The organism is Corallococcus sp. AB032C (assembly GCF_003668935.1).
Taxonomy (GTDB): Bacteria; Myxococcota; Myxococcia; order Myxococcales; family Myxococcaceae; genus Corallococcus; species Corallococcus exiguus.
This window is the reverse complement of sequence record NZ_RAWP01000007.1, coordinates 59534-84051: the sequence shown is the minus strand read 5'-3', so window position 1 is coordinate 84051 and position 24518 is coordinate 59534. Positions and strand designations below refer to the sequence as shown.

Genomic DNA, 24518 nt, shown 5'->3' with positions numbered 1-24518 from the left:
TTCGTTTCTTGGTGTCTGCTCATGGGCTCGGGGTGCGAGTCCACTCCGGATGAGCTGCCTCCCCTGTCGGACGCGGGCCCGAGCGTGGATGCGGGAGGCGACGCGGGTCCGGATGTCGGTGTGGACGCGGGGCTGGATGCCGGTGTGGACGCGGGGGCCGATGCGGGCCCGGACGACGGGCCCGAGGAGCCCCCACCGCCGGGCGTTCCGGAGGGCCACACGTTCCTTCGCCCGTCCGCGACGCGCGTTCGCACCGTGGCGTGGACCGACCCCCAGGTCACGCTCCGCTTCGCCTTCCTGGGACAGGTCGGGCGGCACTACGACTTCCTCATCGAGGAGTACCGGCGGAGGATCGTCATGACGTTGAAGGACCCGTCCGGAGCCGTCCTCGAACGCCGGGAAGGCGTCTTCGGGGATCCACCCCTGACCACGCACTGGTCGGGGTTCACCCTGGAGGGCTTCTACACGCTGGAGGTCTCGGTGGCGCCGTTCGAGACCACCACCCGGGACCTTGTCTTCCGCTTCGTGGATCAGGGGCCGGACGCTCACGGTGACCTGCTCACCACGGCATACCCCTGGCTCCCCTCGGAGCAACCCCTGATGGGGCAGGGGGAGCACCCGGGGGAGCGCGACGTGTTCTCGTTCTCCACCGTGGCGGGCCACGTCTATTCGATGGACTGCGACTTCTCGCACCAGGGCTGGGGGCTGTCCTTCTTTGATCCGGTCCTGAGCTACGCCGTCAGCGAGGTGAACAGCGCGAACTTCACGGAGCTGCAGGCCTCCACGGCCTTCAAGGCCCCAGCGGAGCGGTTCCTCGCCATGGTCCGGGCCAACAACTCCCTGGTGGCCCCGTCCCCTTCCGCCTACCAGTGCCGGCTGAAGGACGAAGGAGCGGAGGACCACGGTGAGCGCATGGAGACCGCGACCGCGCTCGCCGAGGGGACGACCTCCGTCGCGGGGCGGCTCGACTTCCGTACGGACTTCGACGTCTTCGCACTGAGCGTCCAGCCCGGACACCACTACCGCGCGACCTGCGAACCCAGCGCCACGCCGCCCGACTGTCGGGTCCTCGCGGCGGCGCCGGGCGAAGATTTCGACGGGTTCGACGACATCGTCCTGGCCTTCAAGGCGGCCGAGACCTCCCACTACGTGGGCGTGCAGGGGGACCGGGTCCTGCGGGCGCGGTGGACGTCCGCCCCCTACACGCTCCGGTTCGAGGACCTGGGCCTGGACGACCACGGCGACACGCGGCAGACCGCGACGCCGCTGACAGGACCGTCGCAGACCGTCACCGTGCACATCTCTGAGTTCATCGACGCGGACTACCTCTCCTTCCAGGCCGTCGCCAACGGGCGCTATCGCCTCAGCGGCGACTGGAGGGACACGTCGACCGGGGAGCAGCTGTTCTCAACGCTCTACGATGCGCAGGGGCGCTCCATCCGGGCACCCGGGCAGCACGTCGGCTCGCGCTGGGTGAAGGAGTTCACCCTGCCCACGGCGGGGACCTACTACTTCGCGATGACCGCCTACCTGCGAGAGAACCTCGTCGACCACACGGTCCTCTTCGAGGTCCTGGAGCCCTGACATGAACGTGAAGCAGCGGTGGCGGTCCATCTTCCTCCTGTCCGGCGGGCTCATCCTCGGTGCGGGATGCAATTCCACGCCGGAGCCCCCGCCGCTCGTGCTCGACGCCGGCACGGACGCGGGGGCGGATGCGGGCGTGGACGCCGGTCTGGATGCCGGGAGTGAGCCGCAGCCGGACGCGGGGAACGACGCCTGCGCGGACGACGGGCCGGTCGGGGACCCGGGTGACGGGGGCGTGCCGGATGGCGCCACGCTGCTGACGCCCTCGGACGAAGTGCACACCATCACATGGCCGCCCGGAGGGGGCGTGCCGGTGCACTTCGCCTTCGTCGCCCGGGGATGTCGGCACTACGACCTCACGGTGGAACCGGGGAGCCTGGGCTACTCGGTGGTCCTGCGGGATGCCGCGGGCACGCGGCTCGACTCCTTCGACCAGTACAGCGACAGCACCAGCTATCCCCCCAGCCCGCGGCACTGGTCCGGGCTGGAGCGCGGCGCCGTGCACACGTTCTATCTGCTCCCGCTCAACAGCCACCCCCGCGTGCCGTTCCAGTTCCGCCTGGTGGACCGCGGGCCGGACGACCACGGGGACCTGCTCCTCCGGGCGACGCCTTGGACACCGTCGGAGAAGCCCTTCACGGGCTACGGCGAGCACTGGCGCGAGCGGGATCTGCTGTCGTTCGAGACCACCGTGGACCACGTCTACGCGCTCGGCTGCGCCTTCCCGAACCCCTCCTGGGATCTGCGGTTCCTCAACGGTCAGGAGAAGTCCCAAGGCGTCGCGTATGACGTCAACGACCGGGAGACCGAAGGCGAAGCCCGCATCAAATCCCTGGGGGGCACCTACTATGCCTCCATCCAGGCCAACTCCGTCTTCGAGCCGTCCCGCCCCTACACCTGCGTGCTGAACGACCTGGGACGGGAGGACCACGGGGACACTCCGGAAGCGGCCACCCCGGTCCCGGCGGGCACCGCGTCCGTGCAGGGGAAGATCGAGGTGCTCGGAGACCGGGACGTCTTCGCCCTCTCCGTCCAGCCCGGGCACCACTACCGGGTGTCCTCCGCCCTCAGGGGACAGAGCCAGGGCAGAATCCAGGACGCGGCGCCGGGGGGCCCTTTCGGCACCCATCCCGCTTCCGCGGGCATCCCCGCCTCGACGTCCTTCAAGGCGTCCCAGGAGACGCACTACGTGGAGATGACGGGCACGCCCGTGCTTGAAGCGAAGTACGTGACGGGGAACTACACGCTCCAGGTGGACGACCAGGGCCTGGACGACCACGGGGACACCCTGGACACGGCGACGCCCATCCCGGACGGTCCCCAGACGCTGTCCTTCCGGATCGCCAACGTCATCGACCACGACGTCTACACGTTCCAAGCCATCGCCGGACGTCGCTACCAGCTCGACTGCCCCTGGAAGGTGTCGGGCGCGAAGCACCGGCCGGCTGTGGGCTTCCGCGACGCGAAGGGGGCGGTCCAGGCGTTCACCCTGGAGGATCGGGAGGACGTGCGCTGGCGGGCTGTCTTCACCGCGCCCCAGAGCGCCACCTACGCGCTCGAGTTCTGGTCGGACTTCATCACGTCGCCGGGGACGGTGCTGGGCGACATGGACTGTCGCTTCGAGGCCCTGGCCCCCTGATGCGCCTACCAGGTGACGGGCAGCTCGTGCACGCCGAGCAGGTTCTCATCCTTCTTGAAGCGGATCTCCTCCGGTGGCACGGCCAGCCGCAGCGTGGGGATGCGTTGGAAGAGCGTCTTGAAGACCACCTCGAACTCGATGAGCGACAGCGCCCGTCCCGTGCACAGGTGGATGCCATGGCCGAAGGCGAAGTGACGGTGCACCTCGCGTTGGAGGTCCAGCCGGTCCGGATCCTCGAAGACCGTCTCGTCGCGGTTGGCTGAATCCGGCTGGGCGAGGATGCCTTCACCGGCGCGGATGAGCTGGCCTCCAATGGTGACGTCCACCGTGGCGACACGTTGCCGGCCCAGGTGCGAGACGTTGACGAAGCGCAGGAGCTCCTGGACGGCCGCGGTGATGGCCGCCGGGTCCTCCATCGCGCGGAACTTCGCCAGCTGCTCCGGGTCGAGCAGCAGCGCCAGCGTGCCCAGGCCGAACATGTACGCGGGCGGCCCGTGGCCCGCGTAGAACAGCGCATGGAACATGGCGGCGGCATCCGGGGCGCTCAGCTTGCCCGTCGCCACCTGCTCGGACACGACGCGACCGATGAGCGTGTCCGTGGGCTCACGCAGGTTCGCCTCCACCAGCGCCAGGAAGACCTCATCCAGTCCGGCCAGCGCCGCCGTCGCCTCCTCGCGCGACGAGGCCCGGGAGCCGATGGTCCGACTGAGGACGTGCAGGCGCTCCGCGCCGTCATGGGGCACCCCGAGCAGGTCGCAGATGACGCGCACGGTTGCTGCCGCGCTCCGGCGACACAAGGGCCTGTGCTTGTAGCGTGCCCTGTCACGCCCGTGGGGGCTCCGCAGGGCCGTTACAATCGTTTACACGAGACACATACGACAGAGACATGCGCGGGACAGGCTTCCTTTCTCCACCCGCCGTCCCCGTACAGAGGCTTCACCATGCCCACCGTCCCCTGGCAGCGTCTTGCAGCCGTCCGGAGGTTCCGCCTGATCCTTTTCTTCGTGCTGATGGGAACCTCGACGGCGCTCGCGGCACCGATGGACCTTCCGCACGCGGCGTCCCCCGAGGCGGAGGGAATCGACCCGGAGGCTCTGTCCCAGCTTGTCCGCCGCGCCAAGGAAACGAAGTCCACCGGGCTCGTCGTCTTGAAGAACGGCAAGCTCGTGGGCGAGTGGTCCTTCGGATCCGGCCCCAGCCATGTCGAGGCCATGTCCATCACCAAGTCCATCGCGGGGCTCGCCGTCCTGAAGCTGTTGGCTGACGGGAAGATTCCGTCACTCGACCAGCCTGTGCACCACTACTTCCCGGAGTGGAATCAGGGCCGCAAGAAGGACATCACGCTGCGCCATCTGCTCACCCACACCTCGGGACTCCAGACGGCCCGCACGACGGAGGAGATCTACGCGAGCCCTGACTTCGTGAAGCTCGCGCTGGCCGCCGAGTTGGACCAGGCGCCGGGCAGCACCTTCCGGTACAACAACAAGGCGGTCAACCTGCTCGCCGCCATCGTGAGGAAGGCCTCTGGCCAACGGTTGGACCAGTACCTGCGGCAGGCGATCTTCAACCCCCTGGGCATCACCCGGTTTGGGTGGAGTCTGGATGGTGCGGGAAATCCCCAGGTCATGTCCGGGCTGCAGCTCCAGCCGCTCGACCTGGCGAAGCTCGGCCAGCTGATGTTGGAGGAGGGGATGTGGCAGCGGTGCCGGGTGTTGCCGGCCGAGTGGGTGCGGCGCGCCACGCAGGGAGGGGAGGGGCCCGCCGCCCACACGGGGCTGCTCTGGTGGCCCATGCGCATCTGGCAGCGCTACTGGGTGGACGATGCACTCCTCACCTCCTGGAGGAAGGCTGGGGTGTCTCCTGCCTTCATCCAGGCGGTCTCCGCGCTGAAGGGGCGGGTGTTCACGTCCCCGGAGGAATATCTCGCCGCGCTCAAGGCCCTGCGGCCGGACGGCTCGCTCGTCAGCCTTCTGGACACGGAGGTGGAGAATCGCGGCGTGCCGCCGTCTGCCAGGGAGGGAGGGCCGCTCGTCGCCTTCAATGCGAATGGCTTCCTGGGGCAGTATCTGGTGGTGGTTCCCTCGCTGCGGCTGGTGGTGGTGCGCATGTATGCCCCTCCGCAGGACGCGGCCCTGTCCCCCACCCCCGGTGGACCGACGGACTTCGGGGATTTCTTCACGCGGGTGAAGGCCCTGGAGAAGCAGGGTGCGAGGGTGGGACCGTCCACGCCGACTTCCTCCGCTCGCGGCGTGAGGACGGCCCGGTAGACTGGAGGCCCGGGGAGGATCGCATGGCATCGCGGATCGAGGTTCTGCTCATCGAGGATGACGTGCACCTGGCGCGCCTCACCGCCGAGTACCTGGAGCGCCATGACGTGCGGATGCGGTGTGTACACGACGGGGAGCGTGGGCTGGCCGAGGCGATGCGTGGCACCTTCGATGCCATCCTCATCGACGTCATGTTGCCGGGCAAGGACGGCCTCGCGGTATGCCGCGAGCTGCGCACGTGCTCGGCCGTCCCCATCATCATGCTCACCGCGCGCGACGAAGAGGTGGACCGGGTCCTGGGGTTGGAGCTGGGTGCGGACGACTACGTCTCCAAGCCCTTCTCCTCGCGCGAACTGCTGGCACGCATCACCGCGCAAGTGCGCCGAAGCCGCGGGCTGCTGGGACCCTCGCGGGAGGTGTTCCGCGTGGGGGCGCTCACGGTCGTCCGGGCAGGCCGCAAGGCCCTGCTCGGTGACCGCGAGCTGTCGTTGACGGGGCACGAGTTCGCCCTGCTGTGCGTGCTCGCTGAGCGGGCCGGCCGGGTCCTGTCGCGCGAGCAACTCCTGGAGCTGACCCACGGGAGCGTTGATGGACCGGTGGACCGGGCCATCGACGTGCACGTCTCTCGCCTGCGCCAGAAGCTCGGTGATGACGCACGACACCCCCGGCTGCTCAGGACCGTGCGCGGAGTGGGCTACGTGCTGGGCGAGGACGACGGGGCATGAGAAAGGGATTGCCCCGGCTGCGCGCGCCCCGCCGGATGTTCTGGCGCGTCTATGGCTATGGCGTGGTGATGATGCTGGGAGCACTCCTCGCGTTCTGGGGCGCCTCTCACTTCATCGACGGAGCGAAACGCCGCTATGACGACATGCAGCAGGCGGTCGACCGGATGATGGAGGTGACGCCCCGGGAACCAGAAGCCCTTGCCCTGGAGCTGGGGAAGCTGGCCTCCGCCGCGTCCCTGAACGCCACGGTGTATTGGATGGATGGGACGCTCATCGCGACCACTGTCCAACCCCCGATTGCCCCCCTGGACGCTGCCGAACACCAGACGTTCCGGCGCCAACTGGGGTGGGTGGAGCGCCCGAACACGGTGGCGGCGCCCGTCTGGCGGGGCCGCTCGCTCATCGGCTACGCCCTCTTGCAGTCCCCCCATCCCCTGCCCACCTTTCATTCCTTCCTGGGCGCCTCGCTGGGCTCGGTGCTCCTCGCCATGGCGGGGCTGGCCCTTCCGTTGGCGTGGGCGCTCGCGGCTCCGCTGGAGCGCCTGACCGCGGCCGTGCGGGACTTCGGCCAGGGCCGCCTGTCCGCCCGCGCCCGGCTGCCGGGCCGCGACGAGGTGGCCGAACTCGGGCGTGCGTTTGACGAGATGGCCGAGCGCATGGAGTTGCTCATCCGCAGCGAGAAGACGCTGCTGGCCAATGTGTCACATGAGCTGCGCACGCCGCTGGCCCGGCTGGGCGTCACGCTGGATCTCGCCGAGGAGGGGCAGCCCGAGGAACTGGTCCGGCGGCTGCCCGATCTGCGCCGGGACATTGGCGAGTTGGGGCAGCTCGTGGAAGGCGTGCTCCAGATGGCTCGGTTCGACTTGGCAGCCAATGACGCCGGACAGCCAGGGCCCCGGTTGCGGCGAGTGCCCGTGGTGGCGGCCACCCTGCTGGGCGAGACGGCCGACCGGTTCTCCCAGGCCCATCCAGAGTGCTCGCTCGCGCTGGAGGTGGCCCCGGCGCTGCCGGCTGTGGCGGTGGACGCGGCGCTCCTGCGGCGCGCGCTCCTCAACCTGCTCGACAACGCGAGGAAGTATTCGGAGCCCGGGGACCCGGTGGTGCTCCGGTGTCGCGAGGATTCCGGTGGTGCGCTCCGCATCGAGGTGGAGGACCGCGGAATTGGTGTGGCGCCCGAGGACCTGCTCCACCTGTCGAGACCGTTCTTCCGCACCGATCGCAGTCGTGCGCGGGGCACCGGCGGAGTGGGACTGGGGCTGACCCTCTCCCGCCGCATCGTCGAGGCGCACGGCGGGACCCTCTCCATCGCGAGCGCTCCAGGCGAAGGGACGTGTGTGACGCTCCGCCTGCCCCCAGGCCCCTGAGGGTCCAAAGACAGCGCATGCTGTCTTCAGGGGCGGAAGGAGAGGGACATGAGCCTGGCCCGGCGGTCTCAAACGCTTACCCTACTACTTCATGGCCATGCCCCGCATGAGTGATGGGCGGCTGCGTCCCCTGGTGGAACATTTCGGGCAGTTGGTCCGCGAGCATGCCGTGTTCCGAGAAGCCTTCGGACTCATCTGATTCAAATGAGGGGATCCCTCAGCTCTCCTTCTGATGCGCCGGACTACCAGGTGACGGGCAGCTCGTGCACGCCGAGCAGGTTCTCATCCTTCTTGAAGCGGATCTCCTCCGGTGGCACGGCCAGCCGCAGCGTGGGGATGCGCTGGAAGAGCGTCTTGAAGACCACCTCGAACTCGATGAGCGACAGCGCCCGTCCCGTGCACAGGTGGATGCCATGGCCGAAGGCGAAGTGACGGTGCACCTCGCGCTGGAGGTCCAGCCGGTCCGGATCCTCGAAGACCGTCTCGTCGCGGTTGGCTGAATCCGGCTGGGCGAGGATGCCTTCACCGGCGCGGATGAGCTGGCCTCCAATGGTGACGTCCACCGTGGCGACGCGTTGCCGGCCCAGGTGCGAGACGTTGACGAAGCGCAGGAGCTCCTGGACGGCCGCGGTGATGGCCGCCGGGTCCTCCATCGCGCGGAACTTCGCCAGCTGCTCCGGGTCGAGCAGCAGCGCCAGCGTGCCCAGGCCGAACATGTACGCGGGCGGCCCGTGGCCCGCGTAGAACAGCGCATGGAACATGGCGGCGGCATCCGGGGCGCTCAGCTTGCCCGTCGCCACCTGCTCGGACACGACGCGACCGATGAGCGTGTCCGTGGGCTCACGCAGGTTCGCCTCCACCAGCGCCAGGAAGACCTCATCCAGTCCGGCCAGCGCCGCCGTCGCCTCCTCGCGCGACGAGGCCCGCGAGCCGATGGTCCGACTGAGGACGTGCAGGCGCTCCGCGCCGTCATGGGGCACCCCGAGCAGGTCGCAGATGACGCGGATGGCGACGGGCAGCGCGAACGCGGCCATCAGGTCCACCGGATGCGGGCCCGCCAGCATCGCGTCGAGCGCCTCATCCACGGTGCGCTGGATTCGCGGCCGCAGGGCCTCCATCCGCCGGGGCAGGAACTCCTGCACGAGCATGGCCCGCTGCACCCGGTACTCCGCGTCCGGGCGAAAGAAGAAAGGCAGGGTCCGCTCCTGCCGGGCCGCCGAGGAGGCGGAGATGTGCGGGAACCCTGGCAGCGTGGAGTCCAGGACCATCCGGGTATCGCTCAGGACCGCGAGCACGTCCTGATAGCGACTGATCAACCATGCCGTGTTGCCGTTGAACAGCCGGACCGGACACACCGGGGCCTCCTGCCTCAACCGTTTGTAGTCGGCGGGAGGCTCCAACGGATGCTGCCAGTCCTTGGGAAACGGATAGGGATTGCTCATCGGGAGGCTCCTGTTCGTGTCAGCAGGGCGGCGGCGCCCGCCACGGTGGGATGCTGATACAGCTCACGCAATCCCAGGTCCCGGTCCAGCTCGGTCCGGACCCGGGCCGCGATTTCAATCAACTGAAGGGAATGGCCGCCGAGCCGGAAGAAGTCGTCGTACGGGCCGACCGAAGCGACCTTCAGCACGTCGGCGAAGATGCGGGCCAGGTGTGCCTCCGTCGCGGTCCGGGGCGGACGCAGGCTCGTCACGCGTGCGTCGGGGCTCAAGGTCCCCAGGACCTCTTCGTAGGCCTCCAGCAGACCTTGGATGAACGCGAGGTCGAAAAGACTCTCATCGAATTCGGCCCACACCGTGCACAGGCCATCGGAGCGCTCCTCGACCCGCAGGGTGAGCTCGAACTTCGCGGAGGGGAGATCCAACAGCAACTCCGTCACCTCACAGCCGTGCAGGGCCAGCGCTCCCGCCGTGTGGGGCGGATGGTAGGCGAAGTTCACCTGGACCACGGGAGACCGCGTGGGGTCCCTGGGAGGCGACAGGTCCTCCACGAGCTGCTCGAAGGGCAGGTCCTTGTGTGCGTATGCATCCGCGCTGGAAGCGGCCACCCTCGTGAGCAGCTGGCGGAAGTCGGGGTCGCCGCGCAGGTCCACCTCCAGCACGACGGTGTTGACGAAGAACCCGAGCACGCGCTCGACCTCGGGCAGGTCCCGGTTGGCCACGGCCAGCCCCAGCAACACCCGCTCACGGCCCGCACGCTGACCGAGCACGACGCCACACGCGGCGGCCAGCACCGTGAACACCGTCTGACGTTCAGCGCTCGCGAGGGAGTGCACGGACCGGACAATGGTGGCGGGCAGCACGCGATGCGCACGGCGTCCCTGGCCCAGCGCGGGACGCGGGGCGACGAGGTCCAGGAAGAGGGGGACGCCGGACAGCCGCTCACGCCACCAGCGCGACAGGGACTCGCGCCGTGAAGCGGTGAGCTGTTCGCGCTGCCACGCGGACCAGTCCACGTACTGCACGGGCAGCTCGGACAGGCCCGTGGGTTCGCCCAGGACCGCCGCGCGGTAGGCGAGGGCCAGGTCCTCGGAGAAGACCTGAAGCGACCCGCCGTCCGCCACGAGCAGGTGCAGCGCGAAGACAAGCCAGTGCGTCCCGGGCTCCAGCCGGAGCACGGTGAGCCGCAGCAGCGGTCCGTGCTCCACGTCGAACGGACGGGCCGCCTCTGCTTGCGCGTGGCGCAGGGCCTCGGCTTCGGTCGCCACGTCCACGACGTGGAGAGATGCCTGCCCATGCGGCGAGAGGTGCTGCTGCGTACCCAGGGGGAAGACGGTCCGCAGCGGTTCGTGCCGGGCCACCAGCACGTCCAGGGCCTCCCGCAGGGCTCGCAGTTCCAGCGGCCCCGCCACACGGTGGCAGCGGACCGTGGCGTGGGCCGCGCCGGTGGGATCCATCCGGTGCAGGAAGCACAACCGCTGCTGGGCGAAGGACATCGGGAACGCGGTCGTCATGCGCGCGGCAATCGCTTGATGGTGGTGGAGGCGACCGGCGCCACGGTGAGCGCGGCGGCCAGCTGCGCGACGGTGGGTCCCATGAGGATGGTCGCGAGCCCGACCTCGCGCCCCATCATCCGACTCAGCCGCGAGGCCAGCCGCATCGCCTGCAAGGAATGCATGCCCAGCGCGAGCAGGCTCTCGTGGACATCCACCCGGATCACGCCCAGCAACTCCGCGACCACCGCCGCGATGCGGACCTCGGTTTCGGTCCTGGGCGCAGTGAAGGGCGCTTCCAGACTCCGTGGGGTCGTAGTGGGCAGCAGGGAGCGGTCCACCTTTCCGTGCGGGGTCAACGGCCACGCCTCCAGGACCACCACCTCCGAGGGCACGAGGTGTCCTGGCAGCCTGCGCGCCAGGTCCTCGCGCACGGCCTGCGCGGCCACCGCGACTCCCGGCTCGGCCACCACATAGCCCACGAGGCGGGGCTCCTCCGCGCGCGAGTCGATGACCGCGAGGGTGTCCGCCACGCCGGGATGTTCGGCCAGGGCGGCGCGCACCTCCGCCAGCTCCACCCGGAAGCCCCGGACCTTCACCTGCTCATCGCGGCGACCCAGGAACTCGATGATGCCCCCCGGAAGCCACCGGCCCAGGTCTCCGCTGCGGTAGAGCCGCCCGCCAGGATGCGCCGCGAGCGGATCCGGCACGAACCGATCCGCGGTGAGCTCCGGCCTGCCCCGGTACCCCCGCGCGAGACCGTCCCCTCCGATGCAGATCTCCCCCACGGCGCCCGGCGGCGCCACCTGCCCGGATGCGTCGAGCACGACGACGTGGGCATTGAACAGCGCCCGGCCAATGGGCACGTTCGTGGACTCGGGATCATGCCCTTCGTCGAGCTTGTAGGCGCTGGCCATGACGGTGGCCTCGGTGGGGCCATAGGCGTTCGTCAGCTTCGTGAAGCCCGCTCGCTGAAGCGTGCGGAACGCCTCCGGAGGAAAGGCCTCCCCGCCCACCATCACCCGGTCCAGCGCGGCGAAGGACTCTGGGGCCTCCGCTGCCAACCGGGGCAACACCACGGGAGGAATCACCGCATGCGTGATGCGCTCCTCGATGAGGCACCGGGCCAGCGTGGGCACGTCCCAGACCGGCGGCAGGAAGTGGACCGCGGCGCCGTTCAACAGCGCCCCCCAGACCTCCAGCACCGAGACATCGAAGGAGACCGACGCCATCGCCAGCATCGTCTTGCCCGGTTTCAGGTCCTCGGCCAAGGCCGTCCGGTGCAGGAGCGACACGACCGAGCGGTGTTCGATTTGAACGCCCTTGGGCTTGCCCGTCGAACCGGAGGTGTAGAGGACGTAGGCCAGGTCCGACGGACTCCCCGCAGGCAACGGCGGACCGGACTTCGGGGGAAGGTCGTCCAGCACGACGATGGGGAGGCAGGTGAGCCGGTCCGACAGCGCCGCCGTGGTGACCAGGGCGTGGGCCCCGGCGTCCTGGACGAGCGACTCCAGGTAGGCCGGCGGCGCCTTCGGATCCAACGAGAGGAAGGCCGCCCCCGCCATGAGGCTTCCCAGCTGGGCCACGACCAGCTCCGCCGAGCGGTGGGTGCACACCGCCACCAGCGACCCCTGGCGGACGCCCAGGCCTCGCAGGTGGTGCGCCAGGGTCTCCGCCCGGCGCGTCAGTGCTTCGTACGTCAGCACGGAAGCACCCGCCTTCACCGCCGGAGCGTCGGGCGAGAGCCGGGTCCATTGGGCCAGCAGGTCATGCACCTGATACGTGGGAGCCTCCTTCCTGGCGCCCACGCTGACGAGCGCGCGCTGTTGCGCTTCGCTCATCAAGGCCAGTCGGGACACGCGGGTATCCGGCGCGGCGGTGATGGAGCGCAGCAGCTGCTGGTACGCGGACAGCATGCCGGTGACGAAGAAGTCCTCGAAGAGGTCGGAGTCGAACTCCCACGAGAGCAGGATGCCGCTCAAGGAGGCCCGGGGACTGGAGCGCACGGTGCTGTCGGAGCGGGGAATGGTCACCAGGTCCCCGGCGAACCGGCTGATGTGTCCCGGTTCGGCGTAGAGGGGCACCGCGACGACGGACAGCTCGAACTTGGCGGAGCCGTTGCTCAGGCCCTCGACGATGGTGACGTCGAGCGGGGACGCGTCGAGCGAGCCCACCGACGAGTCATGGAAGTTGAACATCGTCTGGATCAACGGATTGAGCCCGCCCTGAAGCCGCGCGGGTGACTCCGCGAAGATGTGCTCGTACGGCAGCTCCTGGTGGTCGAAGACCTCCAGCGTGTTGCGCCGCACCCGCGCCAGGAACTCCGTGAAGGTGGGGTCCTCGTGCAGCTGGCCGCGCAGCACCACCGTGTTGACGAGCATGCCCAGCAGGCTCTCCGTGTCCTGCCAGCGCCGGTTCGCCACCGCGGTTCCGACGAGGAGGTCCCGCGAGCCGGTGTAGCGGTGCAACAGCACGAAGAACGCCGCGAGGAGCGTGGTGAAGAGGGACGTGTGGTTGCGGTCCGCCAGGTCCTGCAACCGGCGCGCGAGCTCCGCGTCCAGCTCCATCCGAGGCGCCACCCCACGGAAGCGCCGGGTCCCGGACAACGCACGGCGCGGGAGCTGGAGCTGCGTCTGCGCGCCCTCCAGGGCCTTGCGCCAGAAGCGGCGCTGCGCGTTCGCGGCCTCCGTGCCCACCCACTCCCGCTGCCAACGCGCGTAGTCGTAGTACTGCACGGACAGCGGAGGGCGGCGCACCTGTCCGTGGCGCACGTGGTCGGCGTAGCCGTTGAGCAGCTCGCGGACGAAGACGTTGAACGACCAGCCGTCATGCACCACGTGGTGCTCGACGTGCACGAAGAGGTGCTCTTCTTCGCCCACCTTCAGGAGCCGCCAGCGGAACGGCCGGCCCTCCGCCAACACGAAGTGCGTCTGGACCGCCTCGCGAACCGCCTCGCCCACCCGGGCTTCCAGCACGTCCTCACCCACGCCGCTGAAGTCCTGGAGCGGCACCTCCACCGCCCAGGGCGCCTCCAGTTCGCAGCGCAGCTCCCCATCCACCTCGGGGAAGCGGGTGCGCATCACGTCGTGGCGGCGGACGATGTCCGTGAGGCTCGCGTGCAGCGCGGCGATGTCCAGGGCCCCCGCCAGCCGGAAGACGGCTTGCGTGTGGTAGGCCCGCGCGTCCGGGTTGAGCTTGTGCATCAACCACACGCGCTCCTGGCCAAACGACGGAGCGATGGCGGCACCGGCCTCGCCTCCGCGAGGGCCCAGGTCCACCCCACCCTGCCCTTGCTTCAAGCCGGCCGCGAGTTGAGCGACCGTGGGCGACTGGAGCACCGCGCTCAACTCCAGCTGCGCGCCCAGGACGCGGCGCACCCGGGCGACAAGCTGGGTCGCGAACAGCGAGTGTCCGCCCAGTTCGAACAGGTCGTCATGCCGCCCCACCCGCTCCATCCCGAGCAGCGCCGCCGCGATGGCCGCCAGGGCCTCTTCGGCGGGGGATTCCGGCGGCTGGTAGCCGGTCCGCTCCATCCGCTGGGGGCGGGGCAGCCGGGCCCGGTCCACCTTGCCGCTCGTGTTCAGCGGCCACGCGTCCACCACCACCATCACGTCCGGCACCAGATAGCCGGGCAGCCGGCGGCGCAGCTCCGCGCGCACCGCGTCGCCTGACAGCACCGCTCCGGCGACCGGCATCACGTAGCCCAGCAGACGCTCCCCCGTGCCGTCGACGAGCGCCACCGCGTCCCGCACGTCCGGCAGCGCGGCCAGGGCCGCCTCCACCTGGCCCAGTTCGATTCGCGCGCCGCGGATCTTCACCTGGTCATCGCGGCGGCCCAGGAACTCCAGCGTGCCGTCCGGCAGCCACCGGCCCAGGTCGCCGCTGCGGTACAGCCGTCCTCCCGGCAGCGGGCCGAACGCATCCGGAATGAACCGCTCGGCGGTGAGGCCCGGCAGGCCCAGGTAACCACGTCCAACCCCGTCGCCTCCGAAGCACAGCTCACCCGGGACTCCGTCGGGGACGGGGTGCAGGTGCTCATCGAGCAGGACCACGTGGTAGTTCGAGATGGGGCGGCCAATGGGCACGCGCTCGCCGTCCACGGAGCGCACGGCCTGGAGCGTGCTGGCCACCGTCACCTCCGTGGGGCCATAGCCGTTGATGAAGCGGTGCTGCGAGCCCCACTGCCGCACGGTCTCCGGCAAGCACACGTCCCCCACGCTCATCAGCATCTGGAGGTCGGGGAAACCGCCCGGTCGCAGCGTGCGCAGGACCGTAGCGGGCAGCACCGCGTGGGTGATGCGCCGGCGCACCAGCACCTGGGCCAGCGGCTCACCGGAGAGCTGTGCCGCATCCAGGGTCTCCAGCCGCCCGCCGTTGGGCAGCGCCAGCAGGACGTCGAACAGGGACGCGTCGAACGACGGGTGGAAGAACTGGAGCGCGCGCGTGTCCGGCCCCAACGCGCCCAGGAAGTCGCGCTGGGCGTGCAGGAGGTTGGCGACCCCGCGATGCTCGCTCATCACCAGCTTGGGCTCACCCGTCGAACCGGACGTGCAGATGATGTACGCGAGGTCCTCCGGAACGAGCACCGCGTCGTCATCCTGAGACGCGACGGAGCCCGCTTCGGCCCCTGCATCCAGGAAGGGGACCTCTGGCACCGCGCTGTCCGGCGAGAAGCCGACCACGAGCGCCGCACCGACCCTGCGAACGATGTCCTCCCGCCAGGCCCGCGGATGCGATGGCGACAGCGGAAGGTAGGCCGCGCCCACCCTCCAGACCGCGAGCGCGAACTCCACGAAAGCGGGGCCCCGGTCCAGCACGAGCGTGACCACGTCACCCCGTCCAAGGCCCCGGGCCCGCAGGTTCGAGGCCAGGGCACGGGTGCGCGCGTCCAGTCGCGCATAGGTTGTTTCAGTGGTCCCGTCCGAGAGCGCCACGCGGTCCGCGTGCATCCGGCATTGCTCCGCGATGACGTCCACCACCGAGCGCCATGGACCGTGGTCGACCCGGGAGTCCGGGACACGCGCGGCCACGTCCCCGCCCTCCCGCGCCACCGCTGTGTTCCGGCCTTCCAGCGCCCAGGTGCTCTTGCGCCGCAGGCTGGCCAGCAGGCGTTCGTATTCGGTTCCGGTGACGCGGGAGGAAGGGGGCGCGGAGGTCAAGCGAGGGCTCCTCAGGCAATGACTTTCACCTTGGCTCTCCGCGCGGAGACTCACCGCCCGGCAGCCCGGTGCCCCGGACCTCTAGCACGCGAAGATGCGTCGCGGTGTCCCCATGAGGGCATGAGTCGGCCCCGAAGGCGCGTGGGATTCGCGCCTCCGGGGCCGGGGCTCACTCATTCAGACGGGCCGCGAAGGGCGGCTCAGTACCAATCCCAGTAGTCGATGAAGATGATGATCGTGGTGCCGTTGGGGCAGTGGTAGATGATGATCAGCGAGTGGTGATAGCGGGTCATCTGGTCAGGCCGCCCACCCATGAAGTTCGTCTGCCGGAACTGCGCGTCCACCGTGGTGCGCGCGAAGGGCAGCGGGTTCGGGACCTCCGTGGAGACGGTCTGCATGGTGGCGGGCAGGCGGGCCACGGCCTTCCCGGACGCGTCGATGACGTCCACCTCTCCGCGGTACTCGCCCACCTGGATGTCCTCGGCGGCCGCACGTGCGCGCAGCTTGTAGTAGCCGGCGGGGATGCCTGCCTGCGGCGCGTCCAGGTAGGTGAAGCCGAAGTCCACGCCTCCGGGCAGCGCGGTGGCGGGGACCTGCTCGAAGCCGGCGATGCTGCTGCCGGCGAACGTCATGCCGTCCTTCGACACAGTGACGGTCTCTTCCGGGTTGACGTTCACGCCAGCCCTCTTGGCCGCTTCATGCAACTGCGCCCGGGGGTCCGTGCACTCCAGCGTGGGAGCCTTCGGGGCGTCGAGGCGCGGCATGTACGCCGCCAACCGCTCACCGGCGATGGCCGTGGTGGAGGTCAGGACCAGCGCCGCGACAAGGGAGAAAGCCTGGACGAACTTTCGAGTCATGAGGGCACCCAGTGGGGAATGACGAGAAGGGAAAGGCGTTCCGTGGGAACGCCTCTCGTCATTCCGCGACCTGTGCACCGCGGATGCCAATCACAGCTCATGCGCCCGTCCCAGACGCCGCCGCCTCCGCGGGCCGGCAGGCTGTAACAGGAATCGCCACACACGGCCCCGGATTCATAGCGAATCCCGCCACATATGGGTTCCCCCTTACATCACGATTCCCCTGCAAACCCTGACCGACACTCTCGTACACAGTTGCATCCGCACCTCACCAGCGCAGAGGAGTGTCATCAGGGTTCTTCGTGGGCATGCGTTGGCCGCTGAGGACTCCGCGGCGCTGTGCCGGCGGGAGGCGTCCTATGATTCGGACCAGGAGGCTGAACCGACCACCCATGCCGAAGTACTCCGTGAACCTGTCCGCCGCGCCTGAAGGTCATGAGGTCCCACCGCTGCTCCAGAAAGTCGGCGAGTGGGTGGGCACGCAAGCCCATGGAACCCTGGGTTGGTTCGATGGGCTACTGGCCGAGGCCGTTCCCGAGGAGTGGGACCCGGCGAAGGCGGACCGTCTTCGCGCCTCCGCCTTCTCGTTCCTGCACCTCCCGGATGGCTCGCTGCTCCTGCTGGTGAAGCCCGGCGGGAAGGCCCCGGCCGCCGTGGCGCTGCTCGGCTCCGAGGGCGAGACGCGGACCGTCGCGAACAGCCTGGAGGAGTTCCTCGCCCTGTGGTCCCAGGGCGAGACGGACATCAGCGAGCTCGACGACGAGGAGGCCGGGTCCGGACGCGAGGCCCTGGCCGCATGGTTGAAGAAGCACAAGGTCAAGGCGCCCAAGGCGAAGGAGTTCGACTTCTCCGCCTGGCTCGACGGCGACGCTAAGGCCAGCGCGACGCAGCAGCCGGCCTCCGCGCCCACCTTCACGCCCACCGAGGTGATGGCGAAGCTCGGTCCGAAGACACGACAGGTGGCGTCGGTGCTCGGGCGTCGCGGGGATTCTCCCGAGGTCATCGCCTACGTGACGGAGGTGCTCGGCAAGAAGCTTCCGGCCTCGACGAGCGAGAACAACGACTCGGTCAACGTCTCCGCGCCCAAGCACGGCGTCGAGCTGGTCCTGTCACACGACATCCTGCACGACGCCTTCCCGCCGATTCCGAAGACCGCCAGGAGCTTCATCCCCTACGTCTCCACCGCGTGGGTACGGCCGGCGATAGGCGAAAACGTCCTGGGCGTGCCTTGGAAGGCGAAGTCGGAGGAGGAGGTCTCGAAGGTGCTGGGGCCGCCTACCGGCCGCCGAGCAGGCTTCACGGATGAGGACGAGCCCACCGTCGCCTACTGGGTCCATGCGCTCGACAGCGCTGGGTACCTGGAGCTCGAAGTCGAGTTCGATGATTCCGTCTCCGTCACCCTGACGGTGAGGGGCTCGGGGGATCTCGCCCGATATCCGGATGTCACCACGGGGCTCTTCGTCGGCTACGCGGTGACGCGCGGGCTGCTGGACACTTCACGGTTTCCAGCACACCCGGCGCTGCTGACCCGAATCGCGCGGCGGGAGGCCCAGGGGTCGGAGCTGGTGAAGCAGGCCATGCCTCGGGGACTCTGGGCGAACCATCTGAGGGACGAGCCAGCACTCCAGACGCTGTTGTGGCGCTGGTTCCACAACATGAACGACCTGTGGATCACGAAGGATCTCATCAAGGTGTTCGGCAAGCGCGCAGGCAAGTACGGTCACGACGCGCCGAAGCTGGACGACGACACGTGGGACGCCGTCGACAAGGCGGCGCCCCTGCTCGACAAGCGCTTCGCCGCGTTCATCCAGAAGTAGCCATCCCGCATCAGGACGGGCGCGCCTGCGCATCATCGTTGCAGGCGCGTACGAGCTTGAATCGCCGGAGCGCTACCGGCTGAAACAAGCCTTGGCGGCGTTCTCGTCACGCAGGTCGATGACCGGTGCCGTGGTCTGGATCTGGATCTGCTCGACGCCCACCGCCTGGGGCTGACGGTCCGACTTGCGAAGCTCCTCGCGCATGACGATCTCGTCCCCTTCCACGACGCGCCCATCCTTCAGGTGGAGCTCCGGATGGGAGACGTCGAACTGCCACTCACGGGACCCTCCGGGAAGGGTGCGCTGGGCGCCGTTGTACAAGTGCGCGCAAATGCCACCACAGTTGAGCCGGATGCAGCCTTGCATGCAGTCATCGTAGGTCATACCGAGAGGGCGCACGGTCGGCGTCAGGTCCGGGTTCGGGACCGAGCGGACCAGGGTCTCTCCACTGCGGATGCCTCCCATGGAGGCCTGGAGGGCGCCGTCACGATAGATGAACACGGAGTAGGTCGACTTCTCTCCGCCCCGGACGAAGGCGGCCGAATAGCCAACCTCTCCATTCACCTGCTCCAGGGTCGCCGTGCTCGTATTGCCCTCCTTCGACGTGGAGGAGAAGACAGTCTGGGATGTCTGTTCATCCCCCACGCCCTCGATGAACATCCCCGCCGTCCAGTTCGTGGCCGCTTCCGTGTGGATGACGACGCCGCCCTTCACGGAGGGGTCTTGGCTCTCCACCCGGACGCCCTCCCCTGTTTCCTTCACCGAGGCGCCGTTCAGGCCGCAGTGTTTCAGCCCACTGGACTCCACGCAGACCGGCGTCTCCGCCCGGGACTGAGTGGCGGAAAGGACGAGGGTCAGCACCGAGGCTACGAGACGGGAGCCGTTGCTCAGGTTCAGGCGCATGGGGCACTCCTGTTTCCGCAGGGGAAATCCCCGACGGGGAGTGCGACCCCATTACAATATCCATACCAAAACAAACACTCTCCGTGCGCATTTGGATTTGTGACCCGAACCGTCACACCGCTGGCTGCAAGCGTGACGGCTTTGGCTACACGGCTGACAGCGTCCCCTTACCGGCGGATCAGCTCCTGGACCGGCTTCCCATCCGGTCCAACACCATCCAGCCGTACGAAGTCTACCGAGAAGGGCCAGGACGTCTTCACGAAGACGTGCTCCAATTGGGAGACGCTGTTGCCCAGCTTCGTCCACGCCTGGACCTGGCATTTGCCGTCGACCCGCGCGGTGGTGATGTCGATGGGGCGTGAGGGAAAGGCCTTCAGGCTCACCCGGACCCGCCAGCCATCCGCGGTGGCTTCGACCTGCTGCGGGTCCTCCAACCCATACACGGGTTGCTCGACCCCCAGCAGCTCCTCCACCTCCGACGGCCCGCGCTCCAGCATGAGCCAGTACACCTGCACGGGACTCGGCCCCACGGGGCGGCAGGCCTCGTCCAGGCGCAGGGCGTAGTGGACCTGGTTCCGGTTCTCACTTCGGGTCAGGAAGAAGGCGGACTGCGCTGGAACGGGCGTCCCGGCCGCAGAGGCCAGGGTCGCGACGGTCGCCAGCGCGACGGCTGTGAGATTGAAGAGCCCGGATTCAGGAAACATAGGGGTCCCCCATGCATCGCGCAGTGACGGCGGTCGCCCGCGAGGCCGTATCGGGAGGACGAAATACCGCTGTCCCCCGGAACTGTCACCCGCCCGGCACACTTTTCACAGAATTCGGCGCAGGCTCCTCCGAGCACCTCCTCGTCCGCCTGTCGAAGCCCCCCGCGGCCTGGGGCGGCCCACGCGCCGGGGCCAGCCTTGCACTCGCCGTGAGCAGTCTCAGTTGCGCCAGAATCGCTCGCCCCCTCCCCCTTCCTTTGGTGGAGCGGGTGCTGCCGCATGTGCCCTACCGGCAGTGGACGCCGTCCTTTCCGCATCGGGTGCGGTGGGTGCTGCTCAAGGACGTGGGGGCTACGGCTCGGTGTCCCGGCCCGGTTGCATGACGTTCAGCGCTCGGCTTCCATGCGCGCCTTCTCACGGACAATGACATCGCGCACGTGGTCGCGCAGGGCGTGCACGTCCCCGGCGAAGCCCTCCGGGTCGATGGGCTCCAGCACGCGCACCCGGGCGTGGACCGCCTGCTGGATGATCAGCCCGTGCTTGGGCATGGTCCGCGCGGTGCCAGTGAGGACCACGGGGATGATGGGGCAGCGCTGCTGGATGGCCAGCGTGAAGGCGCCGTCCTTGAAGGCCTTCACCTCCCCATCCTTGGAGCGGGTGCCTTCGGGAAACATCAGGATGGGGACGCCACGCGACAGCCAACGCTCACACCCGGCCATCATCTGGATGATGCTCGCCCGGTCTCCGCGGATGAGCGGCACATACCGGTTGAGATGCATGTTCCAGCCGATGAGCGGCAGCTTGAAGTTCTCCGCCTTGGAGACCCACTTGAAAGGCCGGTAGAGGCCGAAGAGGACCAGGATGTCCCCCAGCGACTCGTGGTTGGCCACCAGCACCGCCGCGCCCTTCCAGGGCAGGCGTTCGCGGCCCTCCACCCGCAGGTGCCACATCGGGTTCACGTAGAAATACAGCTGTGCCCAGAAGCACGAGTACAGGTGAAGCACGCGTCCATTCGCGTCAAACGGGCGGGTGAGCGCCCACAGCAGGAGCGCTCCAAGGAACAACACCGCGCTGGACAGCGCGAGGAAGGTCCAGAACGCGATCGAGAGGAGGATTCGGATGGCTCCCACTCTGTCATGGATGGATGGATTCCACACAGCGTAGGTGGGCATGGATGACGCCCGGTGCACGAAGCGGGTCGCGTGGGTGACGGCGTCCATCGCGGCGCCAACCTCGAGCGTCAGCGACCATTCGCCCGTGCTGAGCTGGGTGGGGACGTCCTTCCAGAAGAGGCGCACGTCTCCTGAGGTCTCCCCTCCCGCCTATACGCTGCAGGAGGAAGCCCGGTGCCAGAGGATGTCCCCGCCGGGTCCGGCGACGGCGTGACCTTCACTGCCGATAGGCTCCTCCTTCCCGTCGCACAGGAAGTCGATGCCCGCGGTGTCGTGGGCCGGGACCTTCGCGAGGAAACGCTCACCGGACGCGCCGCGCGCGACGATGACGCCGAACCTCGGGCTGCCGTCGCGTTCGTACAGCACCGTGTACGTCTCGATACGGCCGGGGCCCGTGGCGTCCTCCACGAACGGTGGGACCGGGCCGCGCGCGGCGTCCGCTTCCGCTTGATGCTCGAAGGGCTGGGGCAGTGTTCCAGCAGGCGGCGGTTCGCGCGTGAGCACGAGGCTGTGATTGTGCGTAGCAAAGCCGCCGTTGCCAAAGAGCAGGCCATGACGGCCCTGCTCGCGCAACCGCTGCACCATGCTGACCACCGCGTGGCTCATGTAGTTGGCAATGGGGCCACCGCCGAACGTGAGGCCGCCGAACACGGTGGCGGGCTTCTCCAGCGGCCAGCCCAACACCCGGCGCGCCATCTTCGGCACGCAGGGGAAGCAGCTGTAGAGCTCCACGAAGTCGAGCATGTCGACGGTCAGCCCATTCAACTCCAGCGTGCGGCGCAGCGACACGGCCATGCTCGGTGAGCTTGCATAGCCATCACGCGCGAGGAAGTCCTCCGGCTCGTGCGCCGCCGCGCCCCGCCCCACGTACACGAGGCGGTCCTCCGGCACGCCATGCGCGAGGGCATTCGCGAGGCTGGTGACAAGAAACCCCGCGCCTTGGTTGACGGCGCTGTTCGCCACCGTCCGCTTCCAATACGGAAACGCGATGGGCCGGTTGGACGGCGAGGGCGTGACAATCTCTTCCACGGACAAAGGCTCGCGGATCCATGCCCCCGGATTGCCCGCCGCGACCTGCGAGAACCGCGACCAGATTTCGCCACTCTCCCGCTGCGCCTCCGCCAGCGTCTGGCCATACGCGGCGCGGCAGGCGTTCTCATACAGGGGATAGACGTCGACCGGAGAGTTGAGGCCGTAGCGCTTCCGGTAGGCCGCGTGAGCCTGGACACCGATGCTCGTCGCGGCGTTGTGCGCGGAGGGTGAATCCCCCGCAGCCAGCGCCGCGCGCCGGGCAGCCGTGCGCAGGGCCTCGCCGCCCACGACCGCCGCGACCTCCACGGCACCGGAGGCAACGCGGTTGGCGGCCTCGTGGAGCAGCCGCACCGGGCTGTCCCCGTTGGCCTCCGCCGTCTGTTCATGAATGCGCGGCCGGGCGCCCAGCCGCTCCGCCAGCGCGAGCGGCAACGGCCCCATCTGCCGGAACGAGAGCTGATCCACCACCGACAGCGCATCCAGCCGGGAGAGCCACCCACCGCCCGCATCCGCGTCCGCCGCCCGCAGCGCGGCCTCCATCAAGCCCAGCGAATCCAGGCCCCGCAGCGGATCCTCCGGACGGTCGTTGACCTGCCCCACGCCCACGATGACGGGAATCCTGTTCGCGTCCTTCATGCCTCGCCTCCTGACCGACCTGCTCCCACGGCCAGCCATCCCGGTCAATGCAACCATATTACCCGGGTATAATTGACACCCATTTCTATCCGGGTAATATACCCACCATGCCTTCCCCTTCCGTCACCTGGACCGCCTTCACCGGCCAGCGCCTGCTTGCCTCCGGCTCACCGGCCGAGGTCGTCACCGCCGCCAAGGCCACGCTCGATGCGGGCGAGCATGAATCCCTGCTTCTGTTCGACGACGCCACGGGCCGGACCGTGGACTTCCACCTGCGCGGCACGCTGGCGGAGGTACTCGCCCGCCTCCAGCCGGCACCCGACCCGGCCGCCGAGTCTTCGGAACCCCGAGGCCCCGGCCGCCCGAAGCTGGGCGTGGTGGCCCGCGAGGTGACGCTGCTCCCCCGTCACTGGGAATGGCTGTCCGAGCAACCCGGCGGCGCATCCGTGGCCCTGCGCAAGCTGGTGGAGGCCGCTCGCGCGAACAGCGGCGACGCCGACCGTGTCCGCCGCGCCCAGGCCGCCGCGGACCGCTTCATGACCACGATGGCCGGCAATGCGCCGGGCTACGAGGAGGCCGCCCGCGCGCTCTACGCGGGCGACCGCACCCGCTTCAACAAGTGGACCCGGAGCTGGCCGGACGACATCCGCGACTGCGCCCGAAAGCTCGCGGCCCCCGCGTTCTCCAAGGAGACGCCATGAACCACCAGTGGGTGCTGAAGCCGCGTCCCCACGACGAGGTCTCCGACGCCTGCTTCGAATGGCGTCAGACGCCGGTGCCCACTCCGGGTCCTGGCGAAGCGCTCGTGCGCGTCGTCTGGCTCTCCATCGAACCCACTCAGCGCACGTGGCTCAATCCCCACGCGACCTACATCCGGCCCGTCGAGCTCGGCGAGGTCATGCGCGGCGTGGGTGTCGGACAGGTCATCGCGTCCCGCTCTGAACGGCTGGCCGTGGGCGACTGGGTGACGGGCATGACGGGCTGGCAGGAGTACGCGCTGGCCGGTGACGCGGGCCTCTTCGGCTTCAACAAGGTGCCAGACGGCATCGACCCCAAGGCCATGCTAAACCTCTACGGCGCCAGCGGGCTGACCGCGTGGATTGGCATGACGGACGTGGCCCGCGCGGCTCCAGGTGAAACCGTCCTGATCTCCGGCGCCGCTGGAAGCGTGGGCTCCATCGCCGGACAGGTCGCAAGGCTCCGAGGCTGCCGCGTCATCGGCATCGCGGGCGGCCAGCATAAGGTCGATTGGGTCACCCGCGTTGCCCGGTTCGACGCCTGCATCGACTACAAGTCCGAGGACGTCCGGGCGCGCATCCAGGCACTGGCGCCCAAGGGCATCGACGTCTTCTTCGACAACGTGGGAGGGCCCGTGCTGGAGGCGGCGCTGGACCACCTGGCGCTGCGCGCCCGCGTGGTGCTCTGCGGCGCGGTCTCCTCCGGCTACAAGGACCGTGACTACGGCGCCACGCCTCGCAACTACATGCAGCTGGCCTTCCAGCGGGCGCGCATGGAGGGCTTCATCTTCCTGGACCACGTCCCGCGCTTCCCCGAGGCCTTCCGCGAGCTGTCCACCTGGGCGGCCCGGGGGGAGCTCGCCCTGACGGAGACCATCGCCGAAGGACTGGAGCAGGCGCCGTCCGCCCTGCGTGGCTTGTTCGAGGGTCGGAACCTGGGCAAGCAGCTGGTCCGCGTCGCGGCCCCTGTCTGAGCGCGGTAGCCTGCGG

17 protein-coding genes are annotated in these 24518 nt (G+C 69.1%); 8 read left to right on the top strand and 9 right to left on the bottom strand.

From position 1 onward, the window contains the following. The first annotated feature begins 21 nt into the window (after positions 1-21). Both D7X99_RS04545 and D7X99_RS04540 read left to right on the top strand, forming a co-directional pair. On the top strand, positions 22-1584 hold the full coding sequence (locus tag D7X99_RS04545; RefSeq protein WP_121776644.1) for a hypothetical protein: 1563 nt from the start codon (positions 22-24) through the stop codon (positions 1582-1584). A gap of 1 nt (position 1585) precedes the next feature. Then, a complete protein-coding gene (locus D7X99_RS04540; RefSeq protein ID WP_121776643.1) occupies positions 1586-3223 on the top strand; it encodes a hypothetical protein in 1638 nt (545 codons plus the stop codon). A gap of 5 nt (positions 3224-3228) precedes the next feature. Here the strand turns inward: D7X99_RS04540 and D7X99_RS04535 are convergent, their stop codons facing one another. After that, positions 3229-3993, bottom strand: coding sequence for a cytochrome P450 (locus D7X99_RS04535; RefSeq protein ID WP_233613086.1), 765 nt, complete (start codon positions 3991-3993; stop codon positions 3229-3231). A 240-nt stretch (positions 3994-4233) separates the two neighbouring features. Between D7X99_RS04535 and D7X99_RS04530 the strand changes: the two genes are divergently transcribed. Genes D7X99_RS04530 through D7X99_RS04520 form a run of 3 tightly spaced genes read left to right on the top strand, consistent with a single transcriptional unit; the run spans position 4234 to position 7579 of the window. Further along, on the top strand, positions 4234-5490 hold the full coding sequence (locus D7X99_RS04530) for a serine hydrolase (protein ID WP_158626921.1): 1257 nt from the start codon (positions 4234-4236) through the stop codon (positions 5488-5490). Positions 5491-5513: 23 nt separating this feature from the next. Beyond that, on the top strand, positions 5514-6215 hold the full coding sequence (locus D7X99_RS04525; RefSeq protein WP_121776641.1) for a response regulator transcription factor: 702 nt from the start codon (positions 5514-5516) through the stop codon (positions 6213-6215). Then, complete coding sequence (locus D7X99_RS04520) at positions 6212-7579, top strand: HAMP domain-containing sensor histidine kinase (protein ID WP_121776640.1); 1368 nt, start codon at positions 6212-6214, stop codon at positions 7577-7579. The genes D7X99_RS04525 and D7X99_RS04520 overlap by 4 nt, the downstream gene beginning before the upstream one ends. Before the next feature lie 242 nt (positions 7580-7821). Here the strand turns inward: D7X99_RS04520 and D7X99_RS04515 are convergent, their stop codons facing one another. The 4 genes from D7X99_RS04515 to D7X99_RS04500 form a co-directional block, all read right to left on the bottom strand. Beyond that, positions 7822-9021: a cytochrome P450 gene (locus tag D7X99_RS04515; protein ID WP_121776639.1), complete on the bottom strand. Its 1200-nt coding sequence runs from the start codon at positions 9019-9021 to the stop codon at positions 7822-7824. After that, entirely contained in the window at positions 9018-10532 is a 1515-nt protein-coding gene (locus D7X99_RS04510; RefSeq protein WP_121776638.1) for a condensation domain-containing protein, read from the bottom strand. The genes D7X99_RS04515 and D7X99_RS04510 overlap by 4 nt, the downstream gene beginning before the upstream one ends. Next, positions 10529-15670 carry a non-ribosomal peptide synthetase gene (locus tag D7X99_RS04505; protein WP_121776637.1) on the bottom strand — a complete coding sequence of 1714 codons (5142 nt, stop codon included), beginning with the start codon at positions 15668-15670 and terminating at the stop codon, positions 10529-10531. The genes D7X99_RS04510 and D7X99_RS04505 overlap by 4 nt, the downstream gene beginning before the upstream one ends. Positions 15671-15870: 200 nt before the next feature. Then, complete coding sequence (locus tag D7X99_RS04500; protein WP_121776636.1) at positions 15871-16527, bottom strand: hypothetical protein; 657 nt, start codon at positions 16525-16527, stop codon at positions 15871-15873. A gap of 392 nt (positions 16528-16919) precedes the next feature. On the opposite strand from D7X99_RS04500, the gene D7X99_RS04495 reads away from it, so the two are divergent. Next, a complete protein-coding gene (locus D7X99_RS04495; RefSeq protein ID WP_121776635.1) occupies positions 16920-18344 on the top strand; it encodes a hypothetical protein in 1425 nt (474 codons plus the stop codon). Positions 18345-18416: 72 nt separating this feature from the next. Here the strand turns inward: D7X99_RS04495 and D7X99_RS43440 are convergent, their stop codons facing one another. The 4 genes from D7X99_RS43440 to D7X99_RS04470 form a co-directional block, all read right to left on the bottom strand. Further along, the gene (locus tag D7X99_RS43440; RefSeq protein WP_233613085.1) at positions 18417-19247 is read right to left on the bottom strand and encodes a hypothetical protein; all 831 of its coding nucleotides are present in this window, start codon (positions 19245-19247) and stop codon (positions 18417-18419) included. A 167-nt stretch (positions 19248-19414) separates the two neighbouring features. Next, on the bottom strand, positions 19415-19951 hold the full coding sequence (locus D7X99_RS04480; protein WP_121776633.1) for a DUF4833 domain-containing protein: 537 nt from the start codon (positions 19949-19951) through the stop codon (positions 19415-19417). A 386-nt stretch (positions 19952-20337) separates the two neighbouring features. Continuing rightward, positions 20338-21123: a 1-acyl-sn-glycerol-3-phosphate acyltransferase gene (locus tag D7X99_RS04475; RefSeq protein WP_169831286.1), complete on the bottom strand. Its 786-nt coding sequence runs from the start codon at positions 21121-21123 to the stop codon at positions 20338-20340. A gap of 150 nt (positions 21124-21273) precedes the next feature. Then, positions 21274-22791 (bottom strand): acetyl-CoA acetyltransferase, encoded by a 1518-nt coding sequence (locus tag D7X99_RS04470; RefSeq protein WP_121776632.1) that lies wholly within the window; start codon positions 22789-22791, stop codon positions 21274-21276. 107 nt (positions 22792-22898) lie between these two features. Between D7X99_RS04470 and D7X99_RS04465 the strand changes: the two genes are divergently transcribed. Together D7X99_RS04465 and D7X99_RS04460 are read left to right on the top strand one after the other, a co-directional pair. Then, complete coding sequence (locus D7X99_RS04465; protein ID WP_121776631.1) at positions 22899-23492, top strand: DUF2239 family protein; 594 nt, start codon at positions 22899-22901, stop codon at positions 23490-23492. Continuing rightward, positions 23489-24502, top strand: coding sequence for an NADP-dependent oxidoreductase (locus D7X99_RS04460; RefSeq protein ID WP_121776630.1), 1014 nt, complete (start codon positions 23489-23491; stop codon positions 24500-24502). Before D7X99_RS04465 ends, D7X99_RS04460 begins: the two co-directional genes overlap by 4 nt. Positions 24503-24518: the final 16 nt, after the last annotated feature.